Origin of the sequence: Paenibacillus sp. FSL H8-0122 (assembly GCF_038005345.1) — a bacterium.
Lineage (GTDB): Bacteria > Bacillota > Bacilli > Paenibacillales > Paenibacillaceae > Paenibacillus_AQ.
This window is the reverse complement of record NZ_JBBOTB010000001.1, coordinates 1,916,089-1,942,797: the sequence shown is the minus strand read 5'-3', so window position 1 is coordinate 1,942,797 and position 26,709 is coordinate 1,916,089. Positions and strand designations below refer to the sequence as shown.

Here is a 26,709-nt window from a genome sequence, read left to right as displayed (position 1 = left end):
TTTATCAGCATAACAGAAGTTACGAAAAAAGGCGATGCACACCCCGGGAAACGGGGCGCATCGCCTAAAGAAACCGAGGATAAATTATAAAAGCGAAACCAGCTGATGGCCAAACTCCAGCTTCCCGCCCCGCCTGCGGCATACCTCCAGATTCACATTCGGCTCCGGCAGATCCGGGTCATGCAGCAGCGACAGGCTGAATAGCTCACTGGCCTCATTGAAGCGTTCCTGGGAAGCCCGGATACAGCCCAGCGCATTATAGATCATCGCCTTCAGCTTCTCCTCACGGATCAGGCCCAGCATGTGATTCAGATGTCCCCAGGCGGTATCGCCTTCTCCCTCCTGCAGATAAGCCATGGCCAGATACAGGCGGGCAGCGAGGCTGTCCGGATACTGTGCCGTAACCTCCCTGAACTGTTCAATGCATTTGCGGTACATCAGCAGCTTGTAATAGCCCTGGCCTCTGACAAAAGCATCCATCCCAAGCTCGGGCGCTTCCTCTTCCGGCAGCTCGTCTGGCGGAGCCTGAAAATCCGCCTGTTCCCGGAACTCGCTCAGCTTCTCGGCGAAGACCAGCCATTCGTCCATTACATTATCACTGATTCGGTGGAGCATATTATACTTGGATAAAAGATCGCTTCGGCGGGCACCCTCCGCAGTAGGATAGTCGGCTTTGATCTCCTGGAGCATCTTGTTCATCTCAGCAAATAAATGTTGAAACACCGGACATCCCACCCTTACTGATAATGAAGTCAGCTTAAGCTTGCCTTACTTCATTATCAGCAAGTACAGGGGTCTTCATCCCTGCCATTGATTACATGGCTCAAAGCTCAGAATTCAGGCAATCGTCGCGTGAATCTCATGATCCGCCAGCTTCACCGGCTTGTTGCCCGCATCAACGAACACTACAGTCGGCTTGTGCGCCGCCAGCTCCTCGGAGGACATGACAGCGTAGGATATAATAATCACTGTATCGCCAGGCTGTACCAGACGCGCCGCCGCCCCGTTCAGACAAATGACGCCGCTGCCGCGCGGACCCGGAATGACATAAGTCTCCAGACGGGAACCGTTATTATTATCCACGATCTGCACCTTCTCGTTCTCCAGCAGGTCTGCAGCTTCCATCAGATCTTCATCAATGGTAATGCTGCCCACATAATTGAGATTGGCTTCAGTGACCGTTGCCCGGTGGATTTTGGATTTCATCATATGTCTAAACAAGAGCGTGTGCCTCCTTAGGAATAAATACATTATTATCAATCAGACGGGTTCTGCCGAACTTCACGGCCAGAGCCATTATAACCTCTCCGCCCGCATCCGTCAGCCTGCTGCCGCCTTCCAGCTCTTCCAGATCAGGGAAGGTTAGAATCTCCGCATAATCAATGACCGCAAGCGGCGATTCAGCAATGACCGAGACCAGCAGGGCCCGTGCTTCATCTACGGTACGAATGCTGCCTTCTTCCATAGCCTGGCGCACCTCGCGCAGGGAACGGGACAACACCAGCGCCTGTCTGCGCTCCTCGCTGCTCAGATAGACATTGCGGGAGCTAAGCGCCAGCCCGTCTTCCTCGCGCACAATAGGACAGGCGATAATGTCCACATTCATGTTAAGGTCAGACACCATCCGGCGGAGAACCGCTACCTGCTGGGCATCCTTCAGTCCGAAGAAGGCGTAATCCGGCTGCACGATATGAAACAGCTTGCTGACCACAGTAGTTACTCCGTCAAAATGTCCCGGACGCGAAGCGCCGCAGAGCTGCGACGTAAGCGAGGAGACCGATACGCCTGTACGGATCGGCTGCGGATACATCTCTTCTACACTGGGGATGAACACCAGGTCCGCACCTTCACGTTCAGCCAGCGCCAGATCACGCTGCTCATCCCGCGGATAGGAAGCAAAGTCCTCATTCGGGCCAAATTGCAGCGGATTGACAAAAATACTCATCACCACCGTGCCGCTCTTCTCCCCTGCCTTACGCAGCAGGCTGGCATGTCCTTCGTGCAGATAACCCATGGTGGGTACAAAACCAACGGGGCCATGGCCCCCTTGACGCATATATTCAAGCGCTTCGCGCATTTCAGCAATCGTTCGGATGACTCTCATGTTATTTCGCTCCTTTGCCGGCATTGCCGTATAAAGATTCCAGGACCGTCTCGTCTGCGCTGAACACATGCTCTTCCGCAGGGAATGAGCGGTCTTTCACTTCCTGAACATAGCTGGTGATGCCTTCACGGATTAAAGTGCCGACATCGGCGTAGGTTTTGACGAATTTTTTCTCCCGGTAAGGTGAGGCATACCGCAGTACGTCATGGAACACCAGAACCTGTCCGTCACAGTAGCGCCCGGCACCGATGCCGATGGTCGGTATGCTGACTGCCTTGGAGATGGCTTCTGCCACTTCCTCCGTGACCAGCTCCAGTACCATGCCGAATGCCCCGGCTGCTTCCAGTGCCTTCGCTTCGTCCATCAGCCGCTGCGCATCCTTAGGATCCTTCCCTTGAATCCGGTAGCCGCCGATCATATTGACCGACTGCGGGGTCAGCCCGATATGGCCGAGCACCGGAACGCCAGCAGCTACAACAGCGGACACTGCGGAACAGATTTCGAGGCCGCCTTCCATTTTAACCGCATGGGCTTGGCCTTCCTGCATCAGTCTGCGCACACCGCGCAAGGTCTCATCCACGCTTCCGTGGTAGGTCATGAACGGCATATCAGCCACTATAAAAGTATTAGGCGCCCCGCGCTTCACCGACCGGGTATGGTAGACCATATCCTCTATGGTAACCGGCAGCGTGGTGTCATAACCAAGCACGACATTTCCCAGGGAATCACCGACCAGAATCAGGTCGATTCCGGCTTCTTCCGCCAGCAGGGCTGACGGGTAGTCATAAGCGGTCAGCATGCTCAGGGGCACACCGTCCGTTTTCATTTTTTTCATCTTGATAATATTCAGTGCGTGTTTGTCTGCCATTGCTCTCATTCCCCTTTTCCATAAAATACGCGGTATCCGCGCAAACAAAAAAACCTTTTAGCATGGTCCGCTAAAAAGGTCCGAAGGGCAAAAAAGAGTCACTCGCGATCGTCCCTTCTGTCTCGGTCCTTACGGCTCAGAGCAGAATCCAACGTAACCGTTACATCCAGTTATGAAGGTACATCCGGTAAACAATTTCCTGTTAAAAGATTGAATTGCGTGAGTACAGCTCGCCATGCGATGCCGCCTCATGAGCACAGTATACCAAAAAAACACAAAAATATATACCTCAAGTGGAAACAGCTTTACCGTCCTTATTAAGGACGGTACCGTTTCAGCGAGAAATAGAAGGATAAGTTATCGTGTGAAACAGATAATTCTTATATTTTAAAATGTGACATGTCCGCCCTGCCACCTAAATCATTTCAATTTCGCCGGACAGTACACTCACTACCTCACCGGATTCGTTACGTAACAGCAGCCCGCCGTTATCGCTCAGTCCGACAGCAGTGGCTTCGGTGCGGCCTTGGGGAGTATTCACACATACCTGACGCTCCAGTGTCACCGACATTGACTCCCACAGCTCCTTCACGGGCTGGAAGCCTTGCTCCAGATATAGATGATACAAATACTCAAGTTCCTCCAGCACGGCTTCCGCAAGCCTTGTGCGGTCTACAGGAATGCCCCCGCCTTCGATCAGCAGCGATGTACCGATCCCGCGCAGCTCCTCCGGGTAGTCATCCTCCGTCAAATTCGCAGCGATGCCGATACCGGCGATGCAATAATGCAGCCCGCCTTCGCGAAGCGAGGATTCCAGCAGGATTCCGCAGATTTTGCGGCCGCCGGCCAGCAGGTCATTCGGCCACTTGATGCCGGCCGGCACCCCGGTAACCTCACGGATTGCTGTGCAGACAGCCACTCCGGCGAGCAGCGTCAGCTGCGGAGTCAAGGCCAGCGGAAGATCCGGACGCAGCACCAGGCTCATCCAGATTCCTTTGCCGTGGGGGGAGTGCCATTTGCGGCCCATCCGCCCGCGTCCGCCGGTCTGCGCTTCGGCCATGACCGTTGTCCCTTCCGGGGCGCCGCCCTCGGCGAGTATTTTGGCTTCCTCCTGTGTGGAACCGACAGTATCCAGCCGCTGAATTCCTTTGGCCCAGCCGGGAACGAACGCCTCCCGTTTCAACACGCCGGAATGCTGCGCATGACCGCTATTCATCTCTATCCATCCTTTGCGCTGCTTGCAGCAGTAATTGGTTGTCATTGGCAAGGTCACCTGCCGCGACAGCCAGCAGAAGCTGGTTCAGCAATACGCCCAGCCACGGGCCGGGACGCTTCTCCAGCGCCGCTGTCACCTCATGGCCGCTCACCGCCAGCTCAGCGAGCGTACGGATCGGCATCTCTGCAGTCCAGGACCGCAGGAGGCTGGTGGTGACAGGGGACGCGGCGTCAGCCCCCGCCGCCTCAAGCACAGTCAGCCACCCTTCGGCGGCTGACTGGCCCTGGCCCAGCACGGCGGCGATCCACCGCCGCCGCAGCCGCTCCCCGGCGCCGGAAGCCTCCGGCCGCGCCGAGAGCAACGCCGCGTCCCAGGCTTCGCGGACGCGGAGCACGGCGACGACGCCAGTGCGCGTCGCCCCCGGGAACGTCCATGCCCGCAGGAGCTCATCGGCGCACTGCGCCGACGATCCCAGGGCATGCAGCAGGAGCGCCCAGCGCAGGCGGGCGCTCTCCAGGTTCCCGAGACCGGCGAGGCGGGCGGCGGCAGCCGCCAGGTCCCTGCCGGTCCAAGGGAACGGCGCTTTGCCGCGCGGCAGCAGGCCGCTGCGCAGCAGGAGCCCCAGCCCGCGCTGCGGGTGCGGGCCTTCCAGGATGCGCTCCACTTCGGCGCGCACCCGCTCCACAGCAATATGCGCCAGCTTGTCACGCTGGCGCAGCAGACCGCGCCAGGTATTCTTCGCAATCGCGAAATCCAGCACGGAAGCAAAACGTACGCAGCGCAGCATCCGCAGCGCATCCTCCTCGAAGCGTTCCTCCGCTTCGCCTACACAGCGGATCACGCGAAGCTTGAGATCCCGCTCTCCCCCGAAAGGGTCAATCCGCCCGCCGTCAAGGCCGCAGCAGATGGCATTGATCGTGAAGTCACGGCGGAGGAGATCCTCCCGCACATCCCTGACGAAGACGACATGCTCCGGACGCCGGTGATCGGCATAGCCGCTCTCCGTCCGGTAGGTCGTAACTTCCAAGCTGTAGCCTTCCTGCAGTACAGTGATCGTGCCATGTGCCAGTCCGGTAGGGACACAGCGCGGGAACAGGGCCATCACCTCCTCCGGCAGTGCGGAGGTAGTGATGTCTATATCGTGCACCGGACGGCCCAGCAGCTCATCGCGCAGGCAGCCGCCGACGAAATAAGCTTCATGACCGCCTGCCAGCAGGCCGGCAACAACAGTCCCGGCGGCTTCGGCCATGCCGGGTGGTGCCATTCTCCATTCCATAACGGACTCCTTACCCCCGGATCGGGTCTAATCCGGATACCTTGCGCCCAAGCACACGGTAATAGATATCTTCATATTGGTTGGTGATCATATCTCTGCTGAAATCATTACAGGACCGCTCCAGACAAGCGCGCCGGAAGCTCTCAGCCATTGCTGCATCCGAGAGCAGCCGGATGGCATACTCTGCCATCGATTCTGTATCGCCGACTGGCGCAAGGAATCCGGTCTTGCCATGCTGAATCAGCTCCGGAATCCCCCCGGCCTGTGAGCCGATAGTCGGAACGCCGCAGGCCATCGCTTCCAGGGCGACCAGCCCGAAGCTCTCCTTCTCAGAAGGCAGCAGCAGCAGGTCTGCCAGCGAGATCACCTGGGCAATCTCGTCCTGCTTACCCAGGAAGCGGACATGATCGTCGAGGCCCATCTCGCTGATCTTGGCTTGAATCTTAGGCAGGTCAGGGCCTTCGCCGACCAGCAGCAGCTTGGAAGGCACCTGCCGGTTCACCTTGGCGAACACATCCACCACATCACTCACCCGCTTGACCGGGCGGAAATTGCTGATATGCATAAGAATCTTCTCATCCGGGGCCGCGAAGTCGCCGCGCAGATCCGTTACATCCCGGGGATAATAGACACGCTTATCCACGAAATTATAAGTCAAATCGATTTCACGCGTAATATCAAGCGCCCTGCGGGTCTCCTTGATCAGATCACGGGAGACTGCGGTCACCGCATCACTCTCGTTAATGCCCAGCCGGATCAGATCCTTCAGGGATTCATCCTGGCCCAGTACTGTAATATCCGTACCATGCAGCGTGGTAACCACTTTGATATCATTACCAAGGATCTGCTTGGCCAGAAAAGCACATACCGCATGCGGAACCGCATAATGCACATGGAATAGATCCAGATTTTGCATTTTGGCTACCTGCGCCATCTTGGTCGCCAGCGCCAGATCATATGGCGGATAGCGGAATACATAATAATCGTTAACCTCTACCTCATGGTAAAAGATATTTTTCTGAAACGTTCCCAGCCGAAACGGGATGCTGTGGGTAATAAAGTGAACCTCATGGCCTTTTTCAGCCAATAGCTTGCCCAGTTCAGTTGCCACCACGCCCGAGCCGCCAAGAGAAGGATAACAAGTGATGCCTATCTTTAGCCGCTCCATAGCTCCGCCCCTTCATTTAACTTAGCTCTATTACTTCAAGTAACGATATGAATTAATTATAGTTGTTTTCCGGGCTTTGTCGAGTGGCGCCTTATCCGCGTGCAGCACTGAACAGATCTACGGTATACGGTACCTTACCGGCGAACCCTTCGGCATAAGGAATGAGCCTCCGCTGGCCGAGCAGCATGTCTCTGGAACGGACGCGCTCGATATACCCTTCCGTCAATGGCGTTGCAACGGCATCATCACCCGGAGCGAGTCCAAATTGGGAACGGTAGCAGGACAATGCCTGCTCCTTCAGCGGATACTGCGCAGTCACATCTACGATTAGATCCGTCCGTCCGAGATCATTAATGAAGTAGAAATATAACCCAGGCTCGGGGATAGCGGGCTTGTCCGGCATATATTTGCGCAGCTTGGCATTAAATACCGCTTCCTCCACCAGCTTACTGCAGGCAATATGATCAGGATGGCGGTCTTCCCAGTAAGGGGCAAATACCATAGACGGGGCATAGCGGCGGATTTCCGCTGTCACAGCCGCCAAATGGTCCTCTGTCATATACAGGCCGCGGTCAGGCAGCCCCAGATTACTCCGCACCGCAGCGCCCAGCAGTGCGGCAGCCTGCTGTGCTTCCTGTTCCCGCAGCTCCACCGTGCCGTTCGAGGACATCTCTGCCCGGGTCAGATCGCACATTCCTACCTTGAAGCCGGCAGCAGTATGCTTGGCAATCGTCCCTGCCATGCCGATCTCGGCATCATCTGCATGCGCGCCGAATACCAGAATGTCAAGCTTCATGACTCGTCCACACCCGGCTTGTATTTATGTACCAGCTCACGCCAGCCGAAATCCCCCCGGTCAATAGCCTTCACCAGAATTTCTGCTGTAGCAATATTCGTGGCCACCGGAATCCCGTACACATCGCACAGACGGAGCAGCGCTGTAATATCCGGTTCATGCGGCTGGGCCATCAGCGGGTCACGGAGGAAAATAATTAAATCCAGCTCATCCGTAGCCACCATCGAGCCGATCTGCTGGTCGCCGCCAAGCGGCCCCGACATGTAACGGTGAATGGAGAGCTTGGTCACTTCCATGATACGCTGGCCCGTGGTCCCGGTGGAGAATAATTTATGACCTTCAAAAACATGCTCATAAGCAGTTACGAAATTAACCATTTCATCTTTTTTGCGGTCATGTGCGATAAAAGCAATTTTCAACATTCTGTTTCTCTCCCCGTCTATTCTATAAAATGCTCAAAACCGTAAATTAAGCCGGTATAGCCCATCACCTTTTGAATTCCGAGCTTGACTCCAGGCATATAACCCGCTCGCTCATAGGAGTCATGACGGATCTTCAGCGACTGTCCGAACCCGCCGAATACAACCTCCTCCTGGGCAAAAACACCCGGAAGACGCACACTGTGAATACGGAAGCCGTTATAATACCCGCCGCGCGAGCCTTCAATAATCTCTTCTTCCTCCGGATGTCCCTGGCGGAGCTCCTGCCGCGCCTCAGAGATCATCTCTGCCGTCTTAATCGCTGTTCCTGAAGGAGCATCCAGCTTCTGGTCTCCGTGATATTCGATAATTTCGAGATGAGGGAAATACTTTGCGGCCTGGGCAGCGAATTTCATCAGCAGAATCGCACCGATGGAGAAGTTAGGCGCAATCAGTCCGCCGATTCCCTGCTCCTCACATTGCTTGTCCAGCCCGGCGATCTGCTCCGGCGTGAAGCCGGTGGTACCGATAACCGGACGGACGCCGTACTTGACCGCCAGCGCAGTATTGCTATATGCAGAGTGTGGAATCGTAAAATCAACCATTACATCGGCCTCTGTGTCTGCAAGCGCAGTCTCCAGATCCGAAGTCACAACTACACCGCAATCCTCAAGGCCAGCCAGCCGGCCGGCATCACTGCCATGTGCAGAGCGGTCAACCGCTGCCGCCAGCTCAAGTTCATCATCCTGCAATACCAGCTTCACAACCTCTTTGCCCATTCTGCCTCCAGCTCCGGAGACAATAACTCTGATCTTGTCACTCAAATGAATTCTCCCCGCTTTCCCTGGCTCTGTTATTATTGTATATAGTGTTGCAGCGATTTCTGCAGATCCTTCATCAGCAGACGCAGTCCGCTGTCATCCGGGTGCAGCGACATGACTTCTTTCAATACTGCAATCGCCTGCAGATGTTCATTCATCCGGCTGTGCGCAATCGCCAGCCATACATAAGCATCCCCGTAGAGAGGGTCAAGCGATACGGCTTCCTTCAGCAGCGTAATCGGATGGTACGGATTCACACTGTCCGCTGCTTCATCCTCCAGCAGCCGCTTCGCTTCCTGCACAAGCTTAAGAGCCTGCAGATGCTGAAGATGCAGCTGGTACTCCGGTTTGGTTCCATCCAGTCTGCGTGCGGCTACAGCATGTTCAAGCGCTTTATCCAGCATGCCGCTGCGGGCATAGGTAATAGCGCAGCGGTATCTGACTTCCGCATCATCGGGACTTGCGGCAATGGCCGCCTCGAACAAGGTGATGGCCTCAGCAAAGTCACTGCGGAGTATCGAGCGGTAGGCCGCTTTTACATAATCATTATGGTCCATATCCTCACCATCCTTACGGCTAAATCCCGTTCGTTTGGTACAGCATATGTAGCATAGGCCTAATCGGTGTTTTTGGGCGTCCAGCGCCCGGCATCACGCGTATTGAATTTGTGCATAACCTTATTATGGGCCTCAGTTAAGTCGATACCCAGTGAATTGGCGAAACAAACGGTAATGAAGAGAATGTCGCCCAGCTCCAGCTCAATCGAATTATCGGCTTCATCCGCTTTTTTCGGCTTCTCACCGAATTGATGGTTGACTTCGCGCGCCAGCTCCCCGACTTCCTCGGACATCCGGGCCAGCATCGACAGCGGACTGAAGTAGCCTTCTTTAAACTGTGAGATATAGGCATCCACCTCACGCTGAATGTCACCAAGACTTTTATCCATAAATTGTCGTTTCACCCCCGTGTGTTCTTGCCTTCTGTTTGCCCCTATGTTATCGTAAAGACGTTTTGAAGACAAATCTTTTTTTGCAATACCACCTGGAGCTAACATGCTCTCCGGGGGGATCATTACATATAAATTGCCCATTTAGAGGCGTAGGCGAGGGATGTTATGAGTTCAACCATTAAAATCAGCACAGTCAGCAAAACAGTGGCCCCCATCATGATGGGCACGGCCATCTACGCATTCGGACTCCTGTATTTCATCATTCCCAACCAGCTGATGGAGGGCGGAGTTACCGGGATTACCATCCTGCTCAATTACGCCTTTAACATCCCGATCTTCTTAACGACACTGCTGCTGAACCTTCCGCTCTTTCTGCTCGGCTGGAAGGTGCTCGGGGCGAATCAGATCGTCTATACCGGACTCGGCATCGGCTCGCTGTCTTTTTTCCTCTGGTTATTCGAGCGGATGATTAAGGCAGGCTGGATTGTGACGTTCAGTACCGAGCATGATTTTATTCTTGCTTCATTATATGCAGGGGTTACCCTGGGTCTGGGTCTGGGGATTGTCTTCCGCTTCGGGGGCACCACCGGGGGTGTAGATATTGTGGCACGGATACTCGGACGCAAGTTCGGCTGGAGTATGGGACAGATTATTCTGGCCGTGGATATCATCATTATCGGGGCTTCCCTGCTCTACATTCCCCGTGAAAAAATACTGTATACGCTCGTGGCGGTCTTCATCGCCTCACGTGTAATTGATTTCATCCAGGAAGGGGCGTACGCCGCCAAAGCCTTCACCATCATCAGCGACGAGGCTCCGCAGATTGCAGAGCTGATCACCGTAGAAATGGATCGCGGCGTTACCTTAATCCCGGCGATCGGCGCTTATTCCAAGCAAGCGAAGCATATGGTCTATTGCGTGGTCTCCAGACAGGAGATCCGCCGGCTAAGCCTGCTGGTGAAGTCAGTGGACCCTAAGGCCTTCGTCATTATCAGTGAGGTTCATGACGTTCACGGCGAAGGCTTCCGGGAGACCTGAACTATACACACATAAGGGCGGACCCCACAAGCCGGCAATGGCTGCTTATGGGGTCCGCCCTCTTTGTATCCTCTGTTGCCGCCGCTCAACCCTACACGGTTTTTAAATTCCCCTTCTGGCCGCGGTACTTACGGTAAGCTGTATACACGAGCACCGTAAGGATGAACGCGCCTGCCAGCAGAGCCCAGCCCCCGTATTGCTGCGGAGCCAGCGGCAGAGACAGGACCGGCTCGCTGCGGTCCTTGCCGAACATCACTCTTGCTGCATCCTGCCCGTAGGATACAATCTCCAGCAGGCGGGCCCGTTCCACGGGCTGCTCCGAGCCTGCAACCCCACCTGCGTAAGACATCCAGGAATCAAAGCTGCTCACCGCCTCAGCAGGCCGGGAGATGATCACCGCAGGCCGGATATTCGCATACCGGCTCTGAAGTCTTGCCAGCGCCGCTGTCCAGCTCTTCAGATCATTCGCGGCGGCGCTTTGCTCCATATCGTTCAGATCCTCACGGACCAGCTTATAATACTGCAGCCACATGGGCTGGCGGGGGTGATTCAGGCTGTTAGCGGCAAGCCGCAGCTTCGCCGCAGCCGCTTCCCATCTCTCCGGGGACGGCTGGGCCGCAGCCAGTGCCGACTTCATGTCCAGGATCACGGAGGATAGTGCATTGACCCCCTCTACTGAGGTCATCCCTTCAAAGGACGAAGAGATGAAGATCTGCGAGACCTGCTCTGCCTCCTGGCGGGCCTTTAGCACATCGCCTTCAAGCACATAGCCGTACAGAGCTTCCGCAGCCTGCTCCAGCCGCTGCGCTCCGCTTCTGGCTGTGAGAGCAGCGGGATCACTGGGCACACTTCCGGCTGCTTCTATGTAAGCTGTACTTCCCTGGTCTGCAGCGGCATCCCCTGCTTCAGCCTGAACACGGCCTCCGCTGATACCGGCCAGCAGCCAGCACAGCATGATTCCTGACAGTATGATTACTTTTCTGCGCGGCATAAGACATCCCTCCCACCTTAATGTATGGCGGAAGGACAAGAGTTAGAACAGAGGCTCAGTGCTTCATGGCAGTTCTGTCCGGAAGTGCGGGACGTCTTGTCCGGCCGCAGAACAGCCAGGCAGCAGCCGTACTGAACAGTGTAAGCCCCATGGTGAAGTACTGAACAGCGGTAAGATCATCATCAAGCACAGAAGGCAGCCATGGATACACGCCTTGTGAATAATCCACTACATCATTAGCGAACGTCCACGCAAGCGCCACAGGCAGCATTCTCCGGAAGGTGAAGAACCGGGCATAGATCAGAGCTTCCACGGCCATTCCGGTATGGGAGATCATCAGCATCCAGTCCTTCCAGGTGAGGGAATCTCCCTGATAACCGCCGGCCACAATGATGCTGACCGCCCATATTCCGTACTTCACAGAGGTTAGGACTGCCAGCGCTTCAATCAGCTCACGCACCAGCGTCCCTGTAAGCCCTCTTGGCGGATACAGCAGCAGCAGTAATGCAGCCGTGAAGAACAGACTGGCCGTAGGGCTGTCAGGAACGAACGGCAGGAGCCAGAGCGGTTCATTCTGCGCCGTGAATGTGAGCTGGTTGCCGTACCACATATACCCGTAGACCGTTCCGAGCAGATTCACGATAAACAGCAGCCATATTATTCTCCGGTCCCTAAATAACTTCTCAAACCAATGACCCGGCATATGTACAACTTCCCCCCGACTGTAGCAGCTTCATTTCAATACAACACTGATTTCATTACAACTCTTATGACATAACAAAGACCTGAGCGCATACACGATCAGGTCCTGCGTTACTTTATTTTACTGTCCGCTTTTTTGTTTGGCAAGCCAGCCGGCCAGCTCATCGATATCCTGCTCGGTCAGCCCTGCTCCCATAGCTGTCTCCACCATTGGCGGCATCTGACCCTTACCGTCTTTTATAATAGTAAGAATCGCCGCCTTATCATGCTTATCGCCTACACCCCGAAGCGAAGGAAAACTGCCGGAGCCCTTCATATCTACCGCATGGCAGGTTATACAGGTTGCTTGCTTATAGAGTGCCATCGCCGGATCATCCTTGTCCACAATGGCAATATCCTTCAGCTTGACGGCGCTGGTGGTTGGCAAGCCCGCCGCCCTGTTCTCGGCCGCTTTCTCCTCGCGCTGAACATCCTCTGGAATCTGGCCGGTTTCAGCCATCTCATGCTTGTATTCTGTCCAGGCTGTGTTGGTCAAATAGACGATTGCCGCGAGGGACAGGAACATCAGCGAGGATGCAATCGGTCTGCGGTAGAACCGCCGTTCGGGGCCGGTATCCAGGAAAGGCGCCAGCAGCAGCGCCCCGAAGGCCACGCCTGTCACGCCCAGCGTTCCCAGCACAATATAGTCACCTGATGCATAAGGAAGCTTCAAATACTGATAGAGAAAGAGAAAATACCAGTCGGGAATCGGAATTACCGTTGCTGCCGGATTGGCAGGGAACCCGAGTGGAGCCGGCTCCGAGATGGTCAGAACCAGGATTCCCACCAGCACCACTACGCCAACCATCCATTCCTTGAGCAGAAAGTTAGGGATAAAGGCTTCCGATTTGCCCGGATACGCCGTATAATCCGGCGGGGTAATGAATCCGTTTCCTCTGCGGACCCGGGAATCCCCGACGAATATCACCTTCTCTTTGGAGTCGTCTCCGTGTGCCATGACCGTGCCTCCTATACGTTATTTTACAGCGGACCGGATATGCCTTGTCTGCGGATCATAATGAAGTGCCCGACAAGCAGTATAAGCAGAACCGCCGGGAGGAAGAATACATGTAAGGCGAAGAACCGGGTCAGCGTCTCGGCGCCGGCAATGCTGCCGCCTTGCATCAGCTCCTTGAGCACCGGTCCCATGAACGGAACCGAATTGGCGATCTCCAATGTAACCTTGGTGGCGAAGTACGCCTTATTGTCCCATGGAAGCAGGTAACCGGTAAGTCCCAGTCCCAGCATGACAAAGAAAATCAGCATCCCAACTACCCAGTTCATCTCGCGCGGGGCCTTATACGAACCGGTGAAGAACACACGCATCGTATGAAGGAACATCATGACAATGACGAGACTCGCGCCCCAGTGGTGCATGCCGCGGACGATTTTACCGAAGGCGACCTTGGTCTGCAGATATTCCACGCTGGCGTAGGCATTAATGATATCCGGGACATAATACATGGTCAGAAACATTCCTGAGAGGATCTGTATTACAGTGATGAAGAAGGTTAGTCCCCCGAAGCAGTAGACAAAGGCTGAAAAGTGGTGTGCGGGATTGACATGCTCGGGGACCTCGTGGTCGGCAACATCTCTCCAGATCGGTGTAATATCCAGACGTTCGTCAATCCAGTTATATACGTTTTTGAACACGCCGTTCACGCCTCCTTCGCCGAAACAGTATTAGGGACGATTTCACCGAGATATACCCAGCCTCCGTCAATCTTGGTGGTGTACTGGTCCAGCGGCTTGGCAGCCACGGCCAGTTGCCGGCCCTGCTTCGTATAGCGGGCGCCATGGCAAGGGCAATGATATTCATCGGGATGCGCCTTGTTGTTATTCCAGCCTACGGTGCAGCCCAGATGCTTGCAGATCGGTGAAAGCGCATAAATATCTCCGTTCGCGTCTTTACGGATCCACGCCGTAAGCATCGCTGTACTGGCATACCATCCGTCCTGCTGCGGAAGCTCGAAGGTGAACTCCTGGGGCTCTTCTGTAATTTTGGACGCTTCCGCTACCTTGATGAATTCTCCCTCGCCTTTTTTCTGCAGAATCGGATCTACAGCAAACCGGACCATCGGCAAGATAACTCCGGCACCCATAAAGGCGGTAGCCCCTCCTAGTGTGTAGGTCAAAAACTGTCTGCGTGACATCTCGTTTCGGCTGGGCGGTTCTTGCGGAAGTGACTCTTCTTCTTCATTAAGGCTGCTCATACTGTATGTAACCCCCTTTTCAAAATGTGAGAAGGCACCTGCAGAGTTGTTGCATAGGTATTTTAGGTAAAAAATCCGTTTTCAATGAAAAATATCACAGTTCATATAAGTTCATCCTAATCATAGCTTAGGGTCTAAAACCCGTCAAGAATATTGTCTAAATTGTGACAGGCGTTTAAGGCCGTTTTTTGATAAATTGTTGATTTTCCGTCACATTTAACTCATTTTTCATTCTGCCACAGAGCCTGGATTTCACTCCGCACATATGCGCTTACCGGGGCTCTCGTATCGGCAGCTATCTCAGGCAGGCAAAGGAGTAAATCGCTTTCAAATACCTCCTCCCTGCGCAGCCCCTCATTGGCAGACATCACGATCGCGTACTGGAAGCCACTGGATTTGACTTTCCGGCAAAGTTCATTCAACAAAGCTGTCATTCCAGACCCTGTATACTGTACCGCCGGATAAGTCACGACCCGCCCCTTGTACGGTTGTTCGGCCAATTCCAGGAAATCACGCTGCCGTTCAAGTAACTTAACTGTCTCAGGCGGAGTCTCCGTGCCTTGAAGTCCGCTATACGGAATAATGCAGGTATCATAGTATTGTCCATCGGTCTCCCAGGCTCTACTGTCAAAATCACTGAATTTCATAGATTCGCCCCCTCTAGCCGCATTCCGCAGCATGCATTTAACTTTAAAAGCATCATAAACAAGTGTATATGGCTTGGCAATCTTTAATTTTGAAAAAAAAAAGAAATGCGCCAGGCGCATTTCCCTATGCCAAACTTTTCAGTTCTTCAGTCAGATTCCGGAAAGCCGCTTCATCACCAGCAGCCAGCGCCGTGTCGATCTTCCGGTACAACATGTCGGTACGACGCTTTCTTAACGCTTCATCCCACACCATTTCCGCAGCTAGCCCCAGCATCACTTCATAAGTAGCCTTCATTTTGTCCATTCGATACACCTCCGCTGTTTAAGAAATTCCGTATTCCAATGCTTTTTTCACATAGCTTTCACTTGTGCGTGCCATCCTCAGCAGATCCTGCTCAGTCAATTCACGGACCACTTTGGCCGGTGTGCCCAAGGAGAGCGTGTACGGAGGAATGATTGTGTTCTCGGTTACAATGGAGCCGGCTCCTACTAAAGCATATTCACCAATCTCTGCTCCGTTCAGTACAATTGCACCCATTCCGATTAATGTGCCCTTGCCTATCCGGCAGCCGTGGATGATTGCTGAATGCCCGACCGAGATGTCATCCTCCAGCACCAGCGGCAATCCGTCCGCCACATGGCCGACCACACCGTCCTGGATATTGCAGCGCTCCCCGATGATCACCGGCGCCAGGTCACCGCGAAGTACAGCGTTGAACCAGACACTGGATTGTTTGCTTATTCTTACATCGCCAACGAGCTTAGCGCCTTCCGCCACATAGACCGTTTCGTCAAGCTGCGGTATGTAACTCCCATAGGCAATCCGCATCTCTCTCCTCCTTACCTGAGCAGATGCTTCGGCACAGCCGCTTCACATCCCCAGGGTGTCATCATGACCACTGTTCCTGCGGCTTCCTCACCAAGCTTAAGCATGCCCAGATGCAGCATCATCCGCAAGATTCGCTGTTCGAGAATGGAAGCGGCATCATCGTAATAAAAGGGCTTGATCAGCCAGCCGATTCCTTCTGACAGCGAGGCTGTGGTCACCCATCTGCCGGCACTTAGACTAATCCAGTAGACCAGCGAAGGCAAATTGGGAATAGCCCCTTTATACAGTCTTAACCAAAAGGAGAATAACTGCATCAGCTTTTCCGATTTCCCCTCCGCCAGAAAATGCTCGCCTGCCGCTGTAAGCTGCAGCCTGTAGCCCTCCTCGGAGATCCAGCGGCGGTGGCGGGCATAATCGTACAGCAGGGCAAATCTCGGCGGATAATGCTCACAAGCCCTGCCGTAGCCGAACCTCCAGCCGCCCTTGCCGAGTAAAGGCTCTGCAATCTGCAGCGCATTCATCACTCCCTGCTGATTGCGCTTATAGAGTGCGCCTTCCTGGTTCAGCTCAGGCTCATTCTCCTTCACATACCGCAGGAACAGCAGCAGATCTCCGGCCAGCAAATCCCCCTCCCCCCTGTACACCGCCGGCTCCGGGCCCGGAACAATCCGCTCCTGCAAATACTGGCCCATCTGCTCACGGAAGCGCTTCTTCAGATCCAGCGGCACCTGGAACAGATACCGGCTCTGCTGGGAAGCTCCGCTGAACAGCCAGCCGCTGTTCTTAAGCCGGCTGACCAGCTCGCGGTAGTCACCGCTTTTGCCGGGCGGGGCATCGAAGGAAGCCTGCCTGGCCGCAGCCAGCAGATCCTCCAGGCTGAAGTGGCTGCGTTCATCGAAGAGCAGGCTGTTCAGCAAACGCAGCTCTCCCGGGGAACTCCCCTTAATATGGGACTCCATGAACTCCCGGCTGCCCAAGGTGATCAATATACTCTGAATCAAATCATGTTTGGAATTCCGTTTGCATTCACACTGATAGCGTCCCGCAATGGCGGTCAGCTGACCAATGTCTGCATAAGTGAGCATATCCGCCAGATTCATCTCTCATCGCCTCACTGTTTTACTACCATTATGGGAAATACAGCCCTTTTTATTCCTTTTGCCGCAAAAAAAATAACCCGAAGGGTCGGGTTAATGCTGTTTTTGTAAAATATGACGGGTACAGTTGTACAATAAAGGATTCCATTCCTGCTCGTTCTTCTCCAGAATCGTGAGTGAGAGATTGCCGAGCCGTTCCGAATATTTGTCTTTGTAGAGTGCGGTGTAGAGCTGTGCAAGGAATCCTCCATGGGAGATGACCAGGACATTCTTACCCGGGAACCGGGCCGTAATATCCTCCAGGAACGCAAGCCCCCGGACCTGAAGCGCCTCATCGCTCTCCTGTCCCAGAGACAGCAGCTTCCAATCCTTGCCCCACTTGGCTTCACGGGCTTCGGCTGTCATGCCCTCCACCTGGCCGTAGGCTCGCTCACGGATACGGTCATCCGGCTCAAGTAAAGGAATGCCCAGCTTGGCCGCTACGATCTTGCCGGTCTCTGCTGCACGGGACAGACTGCTCGTAATACAATAGTCCCAGTGATAAGGCTCCTGCAGCAGCCGGTCACCCAGCATCTCAGCCTGCCGCCTGCCTTCATCATTCAGCGGAATATCACTTTGTCCCTGAATTTTACCTACTGCATTCCAATCCGTCAGCCCATGGCGTATTAAGCCGATCAGCATCGCCTATCACCGTTCCCTTCCCTATTTATGTTTGCTTAATAATGTAACACGAATGAAAACAAATGTCTTCTTTTTTAGAACAAGTGGAAACACATACATTCTTGTATTCAAATCAAAAACCCTCTTCTCCATGCTCGGGAAGGGGGTTCTCATTGTCTGCGGTACCGGTTCAGACGGACCAGCAGGAATATGGATAATCCGACGCCCAGCGTCGACAATACCATCCAGTACTGCGGATGTGCAGGGCCCATACTGGCCACCAGCGGCTCAATAATCCCGCCCTCAGACTCCACCGGATATGAAGAAGACCAGTCCAGGGTTAAGCCTGCCACACCTGTCTCGACGATCCCGCTCTGTGCCGCCGTCGTATTCGAGGGGGTCTTGAACACGGTGAAATATAAGAAGCTTGAGATAAACACCGCTAAGAAACAGGCAATCCAGAGGCTTAAGCGATGCCGGAATACTGTAGAACTCCCTGCAGACTTCCCGTCACCGGGCATAAGCCAGGGGCTCTCCAGATAGATCCGCTCCATCACCTTACTGTTAATCGCTTCTGCCCGCTCATCGCTGACATCGAATCTTGTATCCTGCATAAGCTCACTGGTCTCCTGCCACAGCGCCCATTCGGCACTGCAGTAGGAGCAGGTTGCGATATGTCTCTCCAGTCTAATCCGCCTGGGATCTGTGGGGGGAGCGTCCCACAAGTGTGGAATGGAATCCTGCGCTTCCCTGCAATTCATAGGCCTTACACCCTCTCAGCCTGCTCTTCAACGTCAGGCTCATAGAAATAGGATTCGAGCTGGAGCTTCACACTGCTCCTTGCCCGGAACAGCAGTGACTTCACTGAGCTGACGCTCTGATCCAGAATCACGGCAATTTCCTGGTAATCCATCTGATCATATTCACGCAAAATCAGCGCGGAGCGCTGCTTCTCCGGGAGATTGTTAATCGCTTCGCGGACGAGCTCCATCCGTTCCTTGCGCAATGCTGCCTGTTCCGGGGCAACATCAAGCGGTGCCACAGGTGTATAACCGCTCTCTTCAAGCGACACATTCCCGGCACGGTTCTTGCGAAGCTCACTGAGCACTGTATTGCGGGCAATGGTGTACAGCCATGTGGAGAAAGAAGCATCCACTTCCCGGAAGGAATGAAGACTCCGGAAGGCTTTGTAGAAGGTCTCTGAACAGAGGTCTTCGGCAATCAGCTCCATATGGGAGTTCTTCAGCATGTGGTACACAAAAGCCAATATCTTGCGTTGATATCGTCGCATGAGTTCCGAATATAATTCTGTATCGCCTTGCTTGATTAGCTGGATCAACTGGGAATCCGTCATGGTGAGTCGGCCCTCCTCGCCCTTGCACGTGTAATCCCGTCCGGTCCGTATCTACTTATACCGGGCAGGTAACAAAAAGTTGCGGCATACCTTCATTTTTTGCAGCACAAAAATCCAATCTTCCTATGTATATTCAACTTACCGTTATTTAAGGCTTCCAACCTTCAATTCCTTTTCTGGACAGAAGAATGGCAGCATTCTCCTTACAGGACAACACAGCCCGTCTCCACTTGTTCAGCAAGCGGTTACCTATACTTGGAAGGAATCTATAAACATACTTAACCCAGTATAGCATAGTTTCTAACGGGAGGAAATTAATAGACTTTGAGAGATGCGCAGACAGTCCGATGAAAGCGGTCTTTTTTTCTTTAAATAAAGTGTTGACAATATGTAAACGGATACATATAATAAAAGTACAGTATGGTTTCTCTCCACTCCTATCCAAACACTACACGGTTCCAAGAAATTGTGAACTGTAACCGCTTATTATGTAAGCGGTCTTTTTTTTGTCCATTTTTACGAACATTTGGGTATTTACTGGCCGCTTGTATTATACTTCCGGAGCCGGGGCACCGTCTGATAGCAGTTGGATTTGCTCTATTAAATAAATAAGAGCCGAGGCATCCGGCCCCGGCTCTACTTTTACATATATACGGTATAATCATTCTCCTGCAGCAGAATTCTGGCCCGCTCCATATCGTTCTCCTGGCGGAAGGACAAGCGCATGATCCCGGGAACATCCTCGCGGCTCTCAATAATCTGCACGTTGCTAAGGTTGATGCCCTGGTCGCCCAGCTCCGTAGCAATCCGGCCGATAATGCCGGGGTGATCGGGAACATCAATATGCAGATCGAACAGCGGAGTGATCATTCCCTTCCGCCGCTCAGGAAGCTGGCTGCGGAATTGATTCGCCTCCTGGAAGGCCGACTCGATCCCTGCGCCATCCCCGCTCTCCAGCAGATGGATGAATGAGGACACCTCATCGTTCCAATCCTTCAGCAGCCGGAGCATCACAGAGCGGTTATTGAGCAGAATATCGCGCCAGATGATCGGATCGCTCGAGGCAATGCGGGTAATATCACGGAAGCCCCCCGCAGCCAGCGTGCTGTACAAGGAGTCCGAATGATCGTAGGCATGAATCTGATTCACCAGGGCTACCGCAATAATATGCGGCAGATGGCTGATCGCTCCAACAATCTCATCGTGACGCTCCGGATCAAGCCGGACAATCTGCGCTCTCGTATGCAGCAAGAGCGACTCCAGTGCCTGATATGCCGCTTCAGGTACACCCGGCGGGGGCGTAAGCACGTAGTACGCATTCTCGAACAGTAAGGAGGAGGCAGCTTCTACTCCCGAGCGCTCCGATCCGGCCATGGGATGGCCTCCGATGAAATGTACACCGGGAATATCCAGTGTAAGGGCACACTCCGCGATGCTGGCCTTGGTGCTGCCGACATCCGTAATGATGCAGCCCGGCTTCAGCGGCAGCTTGCTTAACCGCTGAAGATAGTCCTCAAGCATGCCTACCGGCACACACAGAAAAATATAATCCGCATCCAGTGCAGCTTCCTCAAGTGATAATGTAGCCTGATCAACCACACCTCTGCTCACATATTTGGCAGCAGATTCAGGGCGGTGGGCATGGCCTACAACGGTCAGACCCTCCTTGCCTTTGAAGCATAGGGCCAGTGAGCCGCCGATCAGGCCGACACCGAAAATTGCTATTTTTGTCGTCATGTTCTTAGTACTACCTGCCTTCTGTGGTATCGTCAATCCAGCTTCTGAGCCCTCACGTTATGCGCGAACTTCCTGCTCCTTCAGCGCCTGCTCCAGGGCAGCTACGAAGGCTGTGTTCTGCTCGGCGGAGCCGATGGTCACCCGCAGGTAGGTCGGATACCGGTGGAAGCCTGTTCTGACGATGATTCCTTGACGCAGCAGCGTATCGAAGACTTCAGCAGCCGGCTTGCGTACATCCACCATAATGAAATTCCCGTGAGCCGGGAACGACGTAAGCCCGAGACGCGCGAATTCCGCCTCAAGCTGCACAATCCCTGCACTGTTAAGCGCACGGCACTGCTGCACATATTCCTGATCGGAGAGTGCCGCCACCGCCGCCACCTGAGCCAGGCGGGTCGTATTGAACGGCTCGCGCACCTGATTAATCAGGGAGATTACCTGGCTGCTGGCCACCCCATAGCCGATACGGAGCGCCGCAAGACCATAGATCTTGGAGAAGGTACGAAGGACTACCAGATTAGGATATTTGTCGATCAGCTTAATGCCGTCGGTGTAGCTGAGATCCGTTACATATTCGTAATAGGCTTCATCCAGGACTACCATCACGCCGGCAGGTACTGCATCCAGGAACGAAATCAGCGCGTCCTCGGGCACAATGGTACCGGTTGGATTGTTGGGATTACAGATCCAGACGATCTTGGTCCGGCCGGTAATCTTCGCCAGCATCGCATCCAGATCATGCGTTCCGTCCTTAAGCGGGACTTCTATAGTCACAGCCCCTTCGATATCCGCATTGCTCTTATATACGGAGAAGGTCTGATCGGCCATAATTGTCTCGTCACCGGGCAGGAAGAAGGCACGAGCAATCAGCGCAATAATCTCGTCAGATCCGCATCCGAAAATAATACGCTCACCCGCCACGCCCAGATGCTTAGCCAGCGTCGCCGTCAGCTCAGCGGCAGAGCCGTCCGGGTATAAAAAGAGATTATCCAGCTCCGCTACAATAGCGGCCTTCGCACTTGGTGCAGCCCCGTAAGGGTTCTCGTTGGATGCCAGCTTAATGACTTCGCTTAAGCCCAGCTCCTTCTTGACTTCTTCAATCGGCTTCCCCGGCTTGTAGACAGGAAGGTCAACGATATTCGGTTTTGGATTCATGGGTGATCCTCGCTCTCCAAATATTAATTAGGTCTTAATTGTGCCACAAATTCACGAATTTGCAACAGTCCGGCGCTTCTCGTCTGCGGCTGGGACAGCAGGGGAATAACCTCCTCCACCTTGCGGACAATGGCGCTACCGACTACTACACCATCACAGATCTTGGCAAAACGGGATACCTGTTCTCCAGTGGAGATCCCGAATCCTACAGCGACAGGCAGGTCCGTAGACCGGCGCACGGACGCAATGAACTCATCTACTCCGCTGTGGAAGCTTGAGCGTTCCCCGGTTACACCGAGCGAGGATACGCAATAGACAAAGCCGCTGGCGCCGGATACGATCCGGGCAATCCGTTCGCTGGAGGTCGGGGCTACGAGCGGAATGAGATTCACTCCGGCGGCACGGCTGCGTGCACGCAGGTCCTCCGATTCCTCCACCGGCACGTCAGGGATGATCAGCCCGCTGATCTCATGGGCATTCAACTGCGCAAAAAACGTATCCAGCCCCATCTGCAGCACCGGATTATAATACGTGAACAGGATGAACGGCAGCCCGCTGCCTGCCTGCCGTGCTTTCAGCGCCGTCTCCATGCAGGTGCGGAGATGAACCTTGCTGCGCAGCGCTCTTGCGGACGCCCGCTGGATGACCGGACCATCGGCCAGCGGATCGGAGTAAGGAACGCCAAGCTCCAGGATATCCGCTCCGGCTGCCTCCAGCTCGGCAATAATATCAAGCGTAGTCTCGAGATCAGGATCGCCTACGGTAAGGAACGGAATAAGGGCGGTACGTCCTTCCGCCTTCAGCCGGTTAAACGTCAGGTCCATCCGGTTTGTCGTTTCAGTTGTCATTGCTGCTCCGCCCCTTCCGTATAAGCCATAATGGATTCCACATCTTTGTCGCCGCGGCCCGACAGGCAGATCACCACAATATCATCCTTGGTCAGCGTCTTGCCGAGCTTCACCACATGGGCAATGGCATGAGCTGATTCCAGAGCGGGAATAATCCCTTCCGTCACGCAGAGCAGCTTCAGCGCATCCAGCGCTTCCGCATCGGTCACCGGCACATACTGGGCACGGTGAATGTCCTTGAGATAGGAATGCTCTGGCCCCACGCCCGGATAATCGAGTCCGGCCGAGATGGAATGGGCCTCGATGACCTGTCCATGCTCATCCTGCAGCAGATAGCTCAGCGAGCCCTGGAACACGCCATGACTTCCCTTGCTCATGGTTGCGGCATGGAACGGAGTGTCTACGCCTTTACCGGCAGCTTCAACACCAATCATCGCCACCTGCTCATCCTCCATGAACGGATAGAACATGCCGATAGCATTGCTGCCTCCGCCTACTGCGGCAACCAGCAAATCCGGCAGACGCCCTTCCGCCTCCAGAATCTGGCGGCGGGTCTCATCCCCGATAATCCGCTGGAAGTTGCGGACCATCATCGGATACGGATGGGGGCCTACCGCAGAGCCAAGCACGTAGAACGTATCTTCCACATTGCTCACCCAGTAGCGGAGCGCCTCATTCCCGGCATCCTTCAGCGTTCTGGAGCCGGAGGTCACCGGAATAACCTCTGCCCCGAGCAGCTTCATGCGGAAGACATTCAGCGCCTGGCGGCGGGTATCCTCTTCACCCATGAACACCTTGCATTCCATACCGAGCAAGGCGGCTACCGTAGCTGTCGCTACTCCGTGCTGGCCTGCGCCGGTTTCGGCAATCACCTTGGTTTTACCCATCATTTTGGCCAGGATGCCTTGTCCGATAGCGTTGTTGATCTTGTGGGCGCCGGTATGATTGAGGTCCTCCCGCTTCAGATAGATCTTGGCCTCGCCAAGCTCCTTACTTAGACGCTCTGCATAATACAGCGGGGTCTCGCGGCCCGAATACTGCTTGAGCAGATAATCGATTTCCTTCTGAAAGGCCGGGTCTGCCGAGAATTTATTGTAAGCCTCTTCCAGCTCAATCAGTGCAGTCATCAAGGTCTCAGGAACGAAGCGGCCTCCAAAAGAACCAAAACGTCCATTTTTGTCCGGTACTTGTATCATGATTGCTTCACCCTTTCTACGAAAGCTGTCATTTTGGCAATGTCCTTACTGCCGTTACTCTCTACTCCGCTGGAGACATCCACGCCATAAGGGGCATAGCCGTCCAGCAGCTCGTTCACATTGTCCGGATGCAAGCCTCCGGCTATAAATAAAGGCAGCGCATGCTTCGCCGCCGCTTGCTGGTATAAGGGAATCTGCTCCCAATCAAATGTATGGCCGGTACCGCCGCGCTCCTGCGGGTCATAGGTATCCAGCAGCAGCGCATCAATGGTGCCCGCATAGCTGTCAAGCAGAGCTTGAACCTCATCCCCTGCATCAGGATCACGTCCGGCAACCGAAAGGGCCTTCCAGACCTTAACCTGGGGAAAAGCCTCCTTGACCTCCGCGCAGAACTGCGGGCTCTCTTGTCCATGAAGCTGCACAACATCCAGCGGTACAGTTCTCAGCAGCTCTGCCAGCTCGGACAGGCCGGGGTTAACGAATACGCCCACCGGGCGGGGTGCAGGCTCAGACTTCCAGTTGCCCAGCTCTGCAATCAGCTCCGCAGCCACATCAGCAGTAACCCTGCGGCGGCTGGGCGCAAACACCAGGCCCACGTAATCGAGCGGCAAACTATTCATAGATTTTAGCACTTCAACGCCCTGAAGTCCACAGATTTTTACGAGAGTTTCAGTCACGTTGCACACGGTCCTTCCCGGCAGGAAGCGGACCGAGCAGCTGATGGACCGCCTGCTCTACATCCGGCTGGCGCATCAGGTATTCTCCGACCAGCACACCGGTTGCCCGGGTCTTGCGGAGATACGCAATATCCTCCGGACCGGTAATCCCGCTCTCGCTGATTACCGGAAGACCGGCGGGCAGCAAGGCTGCCAGCTCCTCCGTAGCGGAGAGTGAGGTTTCGAACGTCTTGAGATTCCGGTTATTGATGCCCAGCAGAACCCCGGGATGTTCAGCCTTACCCGTAGACAATACCGTCTCCAGTTCAGTGCGGTCATGGACCTCAATCAGGATATCGAGTCCAAGCGCGGCAGCGGAGTCGGTGAACCCGGCGAGCTGTTGCGGGGTCAGAATGGCCGCAATCAGCAGAATCGCATCCGCGCCAAGCAGGCGGGCCTCATAGATCTGCTTCTCATCGATGATGAAGTCCTTGCGCAGCAGCGGAAGCTGCACCGCCTCTCTTACCTGCTGCAGATACACACCGCTGCCCTGAAAATAATCCTTGTCCGTCAGCACGGACAGGCAATCAGCGCCTGCCGCTTCATAGCCCCGGGCAATCGTCACCGGATCAAAATCGGCCCGGATCAGCCCCTTGGACGGCGAGGCCTTCTTCACCTCGGCGATCAGCCCCATCTCCCGGTTCCGGCGTTCAGTCAGAGCGCTGCGGAAGCCTCTGGTAACAGGCAATGCGGCAATGGAGCGCTCCGCCGCGGCGAGCGAGAATTGCTGGCTTAACGCTTCTACCTCTTTCACTTTCGTGGCAACAATCCGGTCAAGATACATAATCAAGCTCCTTTGTCATCGCTTTTAACTGTTCCAGCTTGCGCAGGGCCGCCCCTGAATCCACAACCTCTCTGGCACGGTCCACGCCTTCCTTTAGTGTATCCGCAAGACCGGCGACATAGATGCAGGCCCCGGCATTCGCCAGTACGATATCACGGTACGGGTTGATATTCCCCTCCAGCACTGTAGTGATAATCGCCGCATTCTCTGCGGCATCGCCGCCCATGACATCCTCCAACGGATGCTGGCTGAGGCCAAGCTCCTGCGGTGTAATTTCGTAGGTGGTGACTACGCCCTGCTTCAGCTCGGAGACCTGCGTCGGTGCCGAGATGCTGATCTCATCCAGGCCGTCCAGACTGCTGACAATCATCGCCCGCTTGGAGCCGAGCTCACCCAGAACCTTAGCGACAATCTCTGTCTTATTAAGGTCATAGATACCCATAAGCTGCCGGTCCGCGCCTGCCGGATTGGTCAGCGGGCCGAGCATATTGAATACGGTCCGTACCCCCAGCTCACGGCGGGGAGCAGCTGCGTGCTTCATGGACGGATGATAGATTTGAGCGAACAGGAAGCAGATGCCGATACTGTCCAGACATTGCCGCGCCTGCTCTGCATTCAGATGAATATTGACGCCGAGCGCCTCCAGCACATCTGCACTGCCCGCTCTGCCGGACGCCGAACGGTTGCCGTGCTTCGCTACTCTCACAGAAGCAGCAGAAGAGATGATCGCCGAAGCTGTGGAGATATTGAATTTATGAATACCGGAGCCGCCCGTGCCGCAGGTATCCAGCAGCTGGCTCCGCTCGGTAAGCACCTGTGTGCCGAAACCGCGCATCGCCTCTGCGAAGCCGGTGATTTCTTCAACGGTCTCGCCTTTGATCCGCAGCGCGGTCAACAGCGATCCGATCTGCGCGGGTGAAGCTGCACCTTCCATAATCGTGCCCATAATCTCGCGGGCCTGCGTACGGGTAAGATCCTTTCCCTCGATTAAACCGGCAATTCCTGATTGTAGTAACTGGCTTGCGTCCATAGTTCATGTCCTCCTAAAATTTTTAAGTTTTATGGAGCATTCTCTGCTCTTCTGAT

The 26,709-nt window shown here is 54.6% G+C and carries 32 protein-coding genes; 1 reads left to right on the top strand and 31 read right to left on the bottom strand.

Features of this window, described 5'->3' with window-relative positions:
* Positions 1-84: 84 nt before the first annotated feature.
* The 12 genes from NSS64_RS08430 to NSS64_RS08375 form a co-directional block, all read right to left on the bottom strand.
* A complete protein-coding gene (locus tag NSS64_RS08430) occupies positions 85-723 on the bottom strand; it encodes a tetratricopeptide repeat protein (protein ID WP_340993474.1) in 639 nt (212 codons plus the stop codon).
* Positions 724-837: 114 nt separating this feature from the next.
* Positions 838-1,221 (bottom strand): aspartate 1-decarboxylase, encoded by a 384-nt coding sequence (gene panD / locus NSS64_RS08425; protein ID WP_036727238.1) that lies wholly within the window; start codon positions 1,219-1,221, stop codon positions 838-840.
* The gene (gene panC, locus NSS64_RS08420) at positions 1,214-2,104 is read right to left on the bottom strand and encodes a pantoate--beta-alanine ligase (RefSeq protein WP_340993475.1); all 891 of its coding nucleotides are present in this window, start codon (positions 2,102-2,104) and stop codon (positions 1,214-1,216) included. The genes panD and panC overlap by 8 nt, the downstream gene beginning before the upstream one ends.
* A gap of 1 nt (position 2,105) precedes the next feature.
* Positions 2,106-2,972, bottom strand: a complete 867-nt coding sequence (gene panB / locus NSS64_RS08415; RefSeq protein WP_340993476.1) for a 3-methyl-2-oxobutanoate hydroxymethyltransferase — start codon at positions 2,970-2,972, stop codon at positions 2,106-2,108.
* A gap of 415 nt (positions 2,973-3,387) precedes the next feature.
* Positions 3,388-4,188, bottom strand: a complete 801-nt coding sequence (locus NSS64_RS08410; RefSeq protein WP_341139816.1) for a biotin--[acetyl-CoA-carboxylase] ligase — start codon at positions 4,186-4,188, stop codon at positions 3,388-3,390.
* Positions 4,181-5,464: a CCA tRNA nucleotidyltransferase gene (locus NSS64_RS08405; RefSeq protein ID WP_341139815.1), complete on the bottom strand. Its 1,284-nt coding sequence runs from the start codon at positions 5,462-5,464 to the stop codon at positions 4,181-4,183. The genes NSS64_RS08410 and NSS64_RS08405 overlap by 8 nt, the downstream gene beginning before the upstream one ends.
* 10 nt (positions 5,465-5,474) lie before the next feature.
* Positions 5,475-6,632 (bottom strand): N-acetyl-alpha-D-glucosaminyl L-malate synthase BshA, encoded by a 1,158-nt coding sequence (bshA, locus tag NSS64_RS08400; RefSeq protein WP_340939716.1) that lies wholly within the window; start codon positions 6,630-6,632, stop codon positions 5,475-5,477.
* A 91-nt stretch (positions 6,633-6,723) separates the two neighbouring features.
* Positions 6,724-7,428 carry a bacillithiol biosynthesis deacetylase BshB1 gene (bshB1, locus tag NSS64_RS08395; RefSeq protein ID WP_341139814.1) on the bottom strand — a complete coding sequence of 235 codons (705 nt, stop codon included), beginning with the start codon at positions 7,426-7,428 and terminating at the stop codon, positions 6,724-6,726.
* Positions 7,425-7,850: a methylglyoxal synthase gene (gene mgsA, locus NSS64_RS08390; protein WP_036727258.1), complete on the bottom strand. Its 426-nt coding sequence runs from the start codon at positions 7,848-7,850 to the stop codon at positions 7,425-7,427. The genes bshB1 and mgsA overlap by 4 nt, the downstream gene beginning before the upstream one ends.
* Before the next feature lie 17 nt (positions 7,851-7,867).
* On the bottom strand, positions 7,868-8,671 hold the full coding sequence (gene dapB, locus NSS64_RS08385) for a 4-hydroxy-tetrahydrodipicolinate reductase (protein WP_340939710.1): 804 nt from the start codon (positions 8,669-8,671) through the stop codon (positions 7,868-7,870).
* Between the two features lie 32 nt (positions 8,672-8,703).
* Entirely contained in the window at positions 8,704-9,225 is a 522-nt protein-coding gene (locus tag NSS64_RS08380; RefSeq protein WP_340939708.1) for a tetratricopeptide repeat protein, read from the bottom strand.
* Positions 9,226-9,284: 59 nt separating this feature from the next.
* Positions 9,285-9,614, bottom strand: a complete 330-nt coding sequence (locus tag NSS64_RS08375) for a nucleotide pyrophosphohydrolase (RefSeq protein WP_036698080.1) — start codon at positions 9,612-9,614, stop codon at positions 9,285-9,287.
* 168 nt (positions 9,615-9,782) lie between these two features.
* Here NSS64_RS08375 and NSS64_RS08370 point away from each other — a divergent pair, with 168 nt between their 5' ends.
* Positions 9,783-10,655, top strand: a complete 873-nt coding sequence (locus tag NSS64_RS08370; RefSeq protein WP_341139813.1) for a YitT family protein — start codon at positions 9,783-9,785, stop codon at positions 10,653-10,655.
* Between the two features lie 91 nt (positions 10,656-10,746).
* On the opposite strand, the gene NSS64_RS08365 is transcribed toward NSS64_RS08370, so the two are convergent.
* From NSS64_RS08365 to trpD, 19 genes are all read right to left on the bottom strand, one after another.
* Positions 10,747-11,646 carry a sporulation protein YpjB gene (locus NSS64_RS08365; RefSeq protein ID WP_341139812.1) on the bottom strand — a complete coding sequence of 300 codons (900 nt, stop codon included), beginning with the start codon at positions 11,644-11,646 and terminating at the stop codon, positions 10,747-10,749.
* 55 nt (positions 11,647-11,701) lie between these two features.
* Entirely contained in the window at positions 11,702-12,349 is a 648-nt protein-coding gene (locus NSS64_RS08360) for a DUF1405 domain-containing protein (protein ID WP_340939704.1), read from the bottom strand.
* A 120-nt stretch (positions 12,350-12,469) separates the two neighbouring features.
* Positions 12,470-13,345, bottom strand: a complete 876-nt coding sequence (locus tag NSS64_RS08355) for a menaquinol-cytochrome c reductase cytochrome b/c subunit (protein ID WP_341139811.1) — start codon at positions 13,343-13,345, stop codon at positions 12,470-12,472.
* Positions 13,346-13,368: 23 nt separating this feature from the next.
* Positions 13,369-14,040 carry a menaquinol-cytochrome c reductase cytochrome b subunit gene (qcrB, locus tag NSS64_RS08350; protein ID WP_036727267.1) on the bottom strand — a complete coding sequence of 224 codons (672 nt, stop codon included), beginning with the start codon at positions 14,038-14,040 and terminating at the stop codon, positions 13,369-13,371.
* A gap of 5 nt (positions 14,041-14,045) precedes the next feature.
* Positions 14,046-14,600: a ubiquinol-cytochrome c reductase iron-sulfur subunit gene (locus NSS64_RS08345; protein WP_036727269.1), complete on the bottom strand. Its 555-nt coding sequence runs from the start codon at positions 14,598-14,600 to the stop codon at positions 14,046-14,048.
* Positions 14,601-14,821: 221 nt separating this feature from the next.
* The gene (locus tag NSS64_RS08340; protein WP_341139810.1) at positions 14,822-15,247 is read right to left on the bottom strand and encodes a DUF2487 family protein; all 426 of its coding nucleotides are present in this window, start codon (positions 15,245-15,247) and stop codon (positions 14,822-14,824) included.
* 124 nt (positions 15,248-15,371) lie between these two features.
* On the bottom strand, positions 15,372-15,551 hold the full coding sequence (locus NSS64_RS08335) for an IDEAL domain-containing protein (RefSeq protein WP_036698090.1): 180 nt from the start codon (positions 15,549-15,551) through the stop codon (positions 15,372-15,374).
* An 18-nt stretch (positions 15,552-15,569) separates the two neighbouring features.
* The gene (locus NSS64_RS08330) at positions 15,570-16,076 is read right to left on the bottom strand and encodes a gamma carbonic anhydrase family protein (RefSeq protein WP_340939699.1); all 507 of its coding nucleotides are present in this window, start codon (positions 16,074-16,076) and stop codon (positions 15,570-15,572) included.
* Between the two features lie 11 nt (positions 16,077-16,087).
* On the bottom strand, positions 16,088-17,176 hold the full coding sequence (locus NSS64_RS08325) for a hypothetical protein (RefSeq protein ID WP_340939698.1): 1,089 nt from the start codon (positions 17,174-17,176) through the stop codon (positions 16,088-16,090).
* Positions 17,177-17,266: 90 nt separating this feature from the next.
* Entirely contained in the window at positions 17,267-17,854 is a 588-nt protein-coding gene (locus NSS64_RS08320) for a histidine phosphatase family protein (RefSeq protein WP_339310367.1), read from the bottom strand.
* A gap of 149 nt (positions 17,855-18,003) precedes the next feature.
* Positions 18,004-18,447, bottom strand: a complete 444-nt coding sequence (locus NSS64_RS08315; RefSeq protein WP_340939697.1) for an anti-sigma factor — start codon at positions 18,445-18,447, stop codon at positions 18,004-18,006.
* Between the two features lie 152 nt (positions 18,448-18,599).
* Entirely contained in the window at positions 18,600-19,187 is a 588-nt protein-coding gene (locus NSS64_RS08310; protein WP_209993900.1) for an RNA polymerase sigma factor, read from the bottom strand.
* A 642-nt stretch (positions 19,188-19,829) separates the two neighbouring features.
* Positions 19,830-20,924, bottom strand: coding sequence for a prephenate dehydrogenase (locus tag NSS64_RS08305; protein WP_076079185.1), 1,095 nt, complete (start codon positions 20,922-20,924; stop codon positions 19,830-19,832).
* Between the two features lie 57 nt (positions 20,925-20,981).
* Positions 20,982-22,079, bottom strand: coding sequence for a histidinol-phosphate transaminase (gene hisC, locus NSS64_RS08300; protein ID WP_340939692.1), 1,098 nt, complete (start codon positions 22,077-22,079; stop codon positions 20,982-20,984).
* Between the two features lie 23 nt (positions 22,080-22,102).
* The gene (gene trpA / locus NSS64_RS08295; RefSeq protein ID WP_340939691.1) at positions 22,103-22,927 is read right to left on the bottom strand and encodes a tryptophan synthase subunit alpha; all 825 of its coding nucleotides are present in this window, start codon (positions 22,925-22,927) and stop codon (positions 22,103-22,105) included.
* Positions 22,924-24,123, bottom strand: coding sequence for a tryptophan synthase subunit beta (gene trpB, locus NSS64_RS08290; protein WP_340939689.1), 1,200 nt, complete (start codon positions 24,121-24,123; stop codon positions 22,924-22,926). The genes trpA and trpB overlap by 4 nt, the downstream gene beginning before the upstream one ends.
* Positions 24,120-24,800 carry a phosphoribosylanthranilate isomerase gene (locus NSS64_RS08285; protein ID WP_341139809.1) on the bottom strand — a complete coding sequence of 227 codons (681 nt, stop codon included), beginning with the start codon at positions 24,798-24,800 and terminating at the stop codon, positions 24,120-24,122. Before NSS64_RS08285 ends, trpB begins: the two co-directional genes overlap by 4 nt.
* A complete protein-coding gene (trpC, locus tag NSS64_RS08280) occupies positions 24,793-25,623 on the bottom strand; it encodes an indole-3-glycerol phosphate synthase TrpC (protein WP_341139808.1) in 831 nt (276 codons plus the stop codon). The genes NSS64_RS08285 and trpC overlap by 8 nt, the downstream gene beginning before the upstream one ends.
* Positions 25,613-26,653 (bottom strand): anthranilate phosphoribosyltransferase, encoded by a 1,041-nt coding sequence (trpD, locus tag NSS64_RS08275; protein WP_340939686.1) that lies wholly within the window; start codon positions 26,651-26,653, stop codon positions 25,613-25,615. The genes trpC and trpD overlap by 11 nt, the downstream gene beginning before the upstream one ends.
* Between the last annotated feature and the right edge of the window lie 56 nt (positions 26,654-26,709).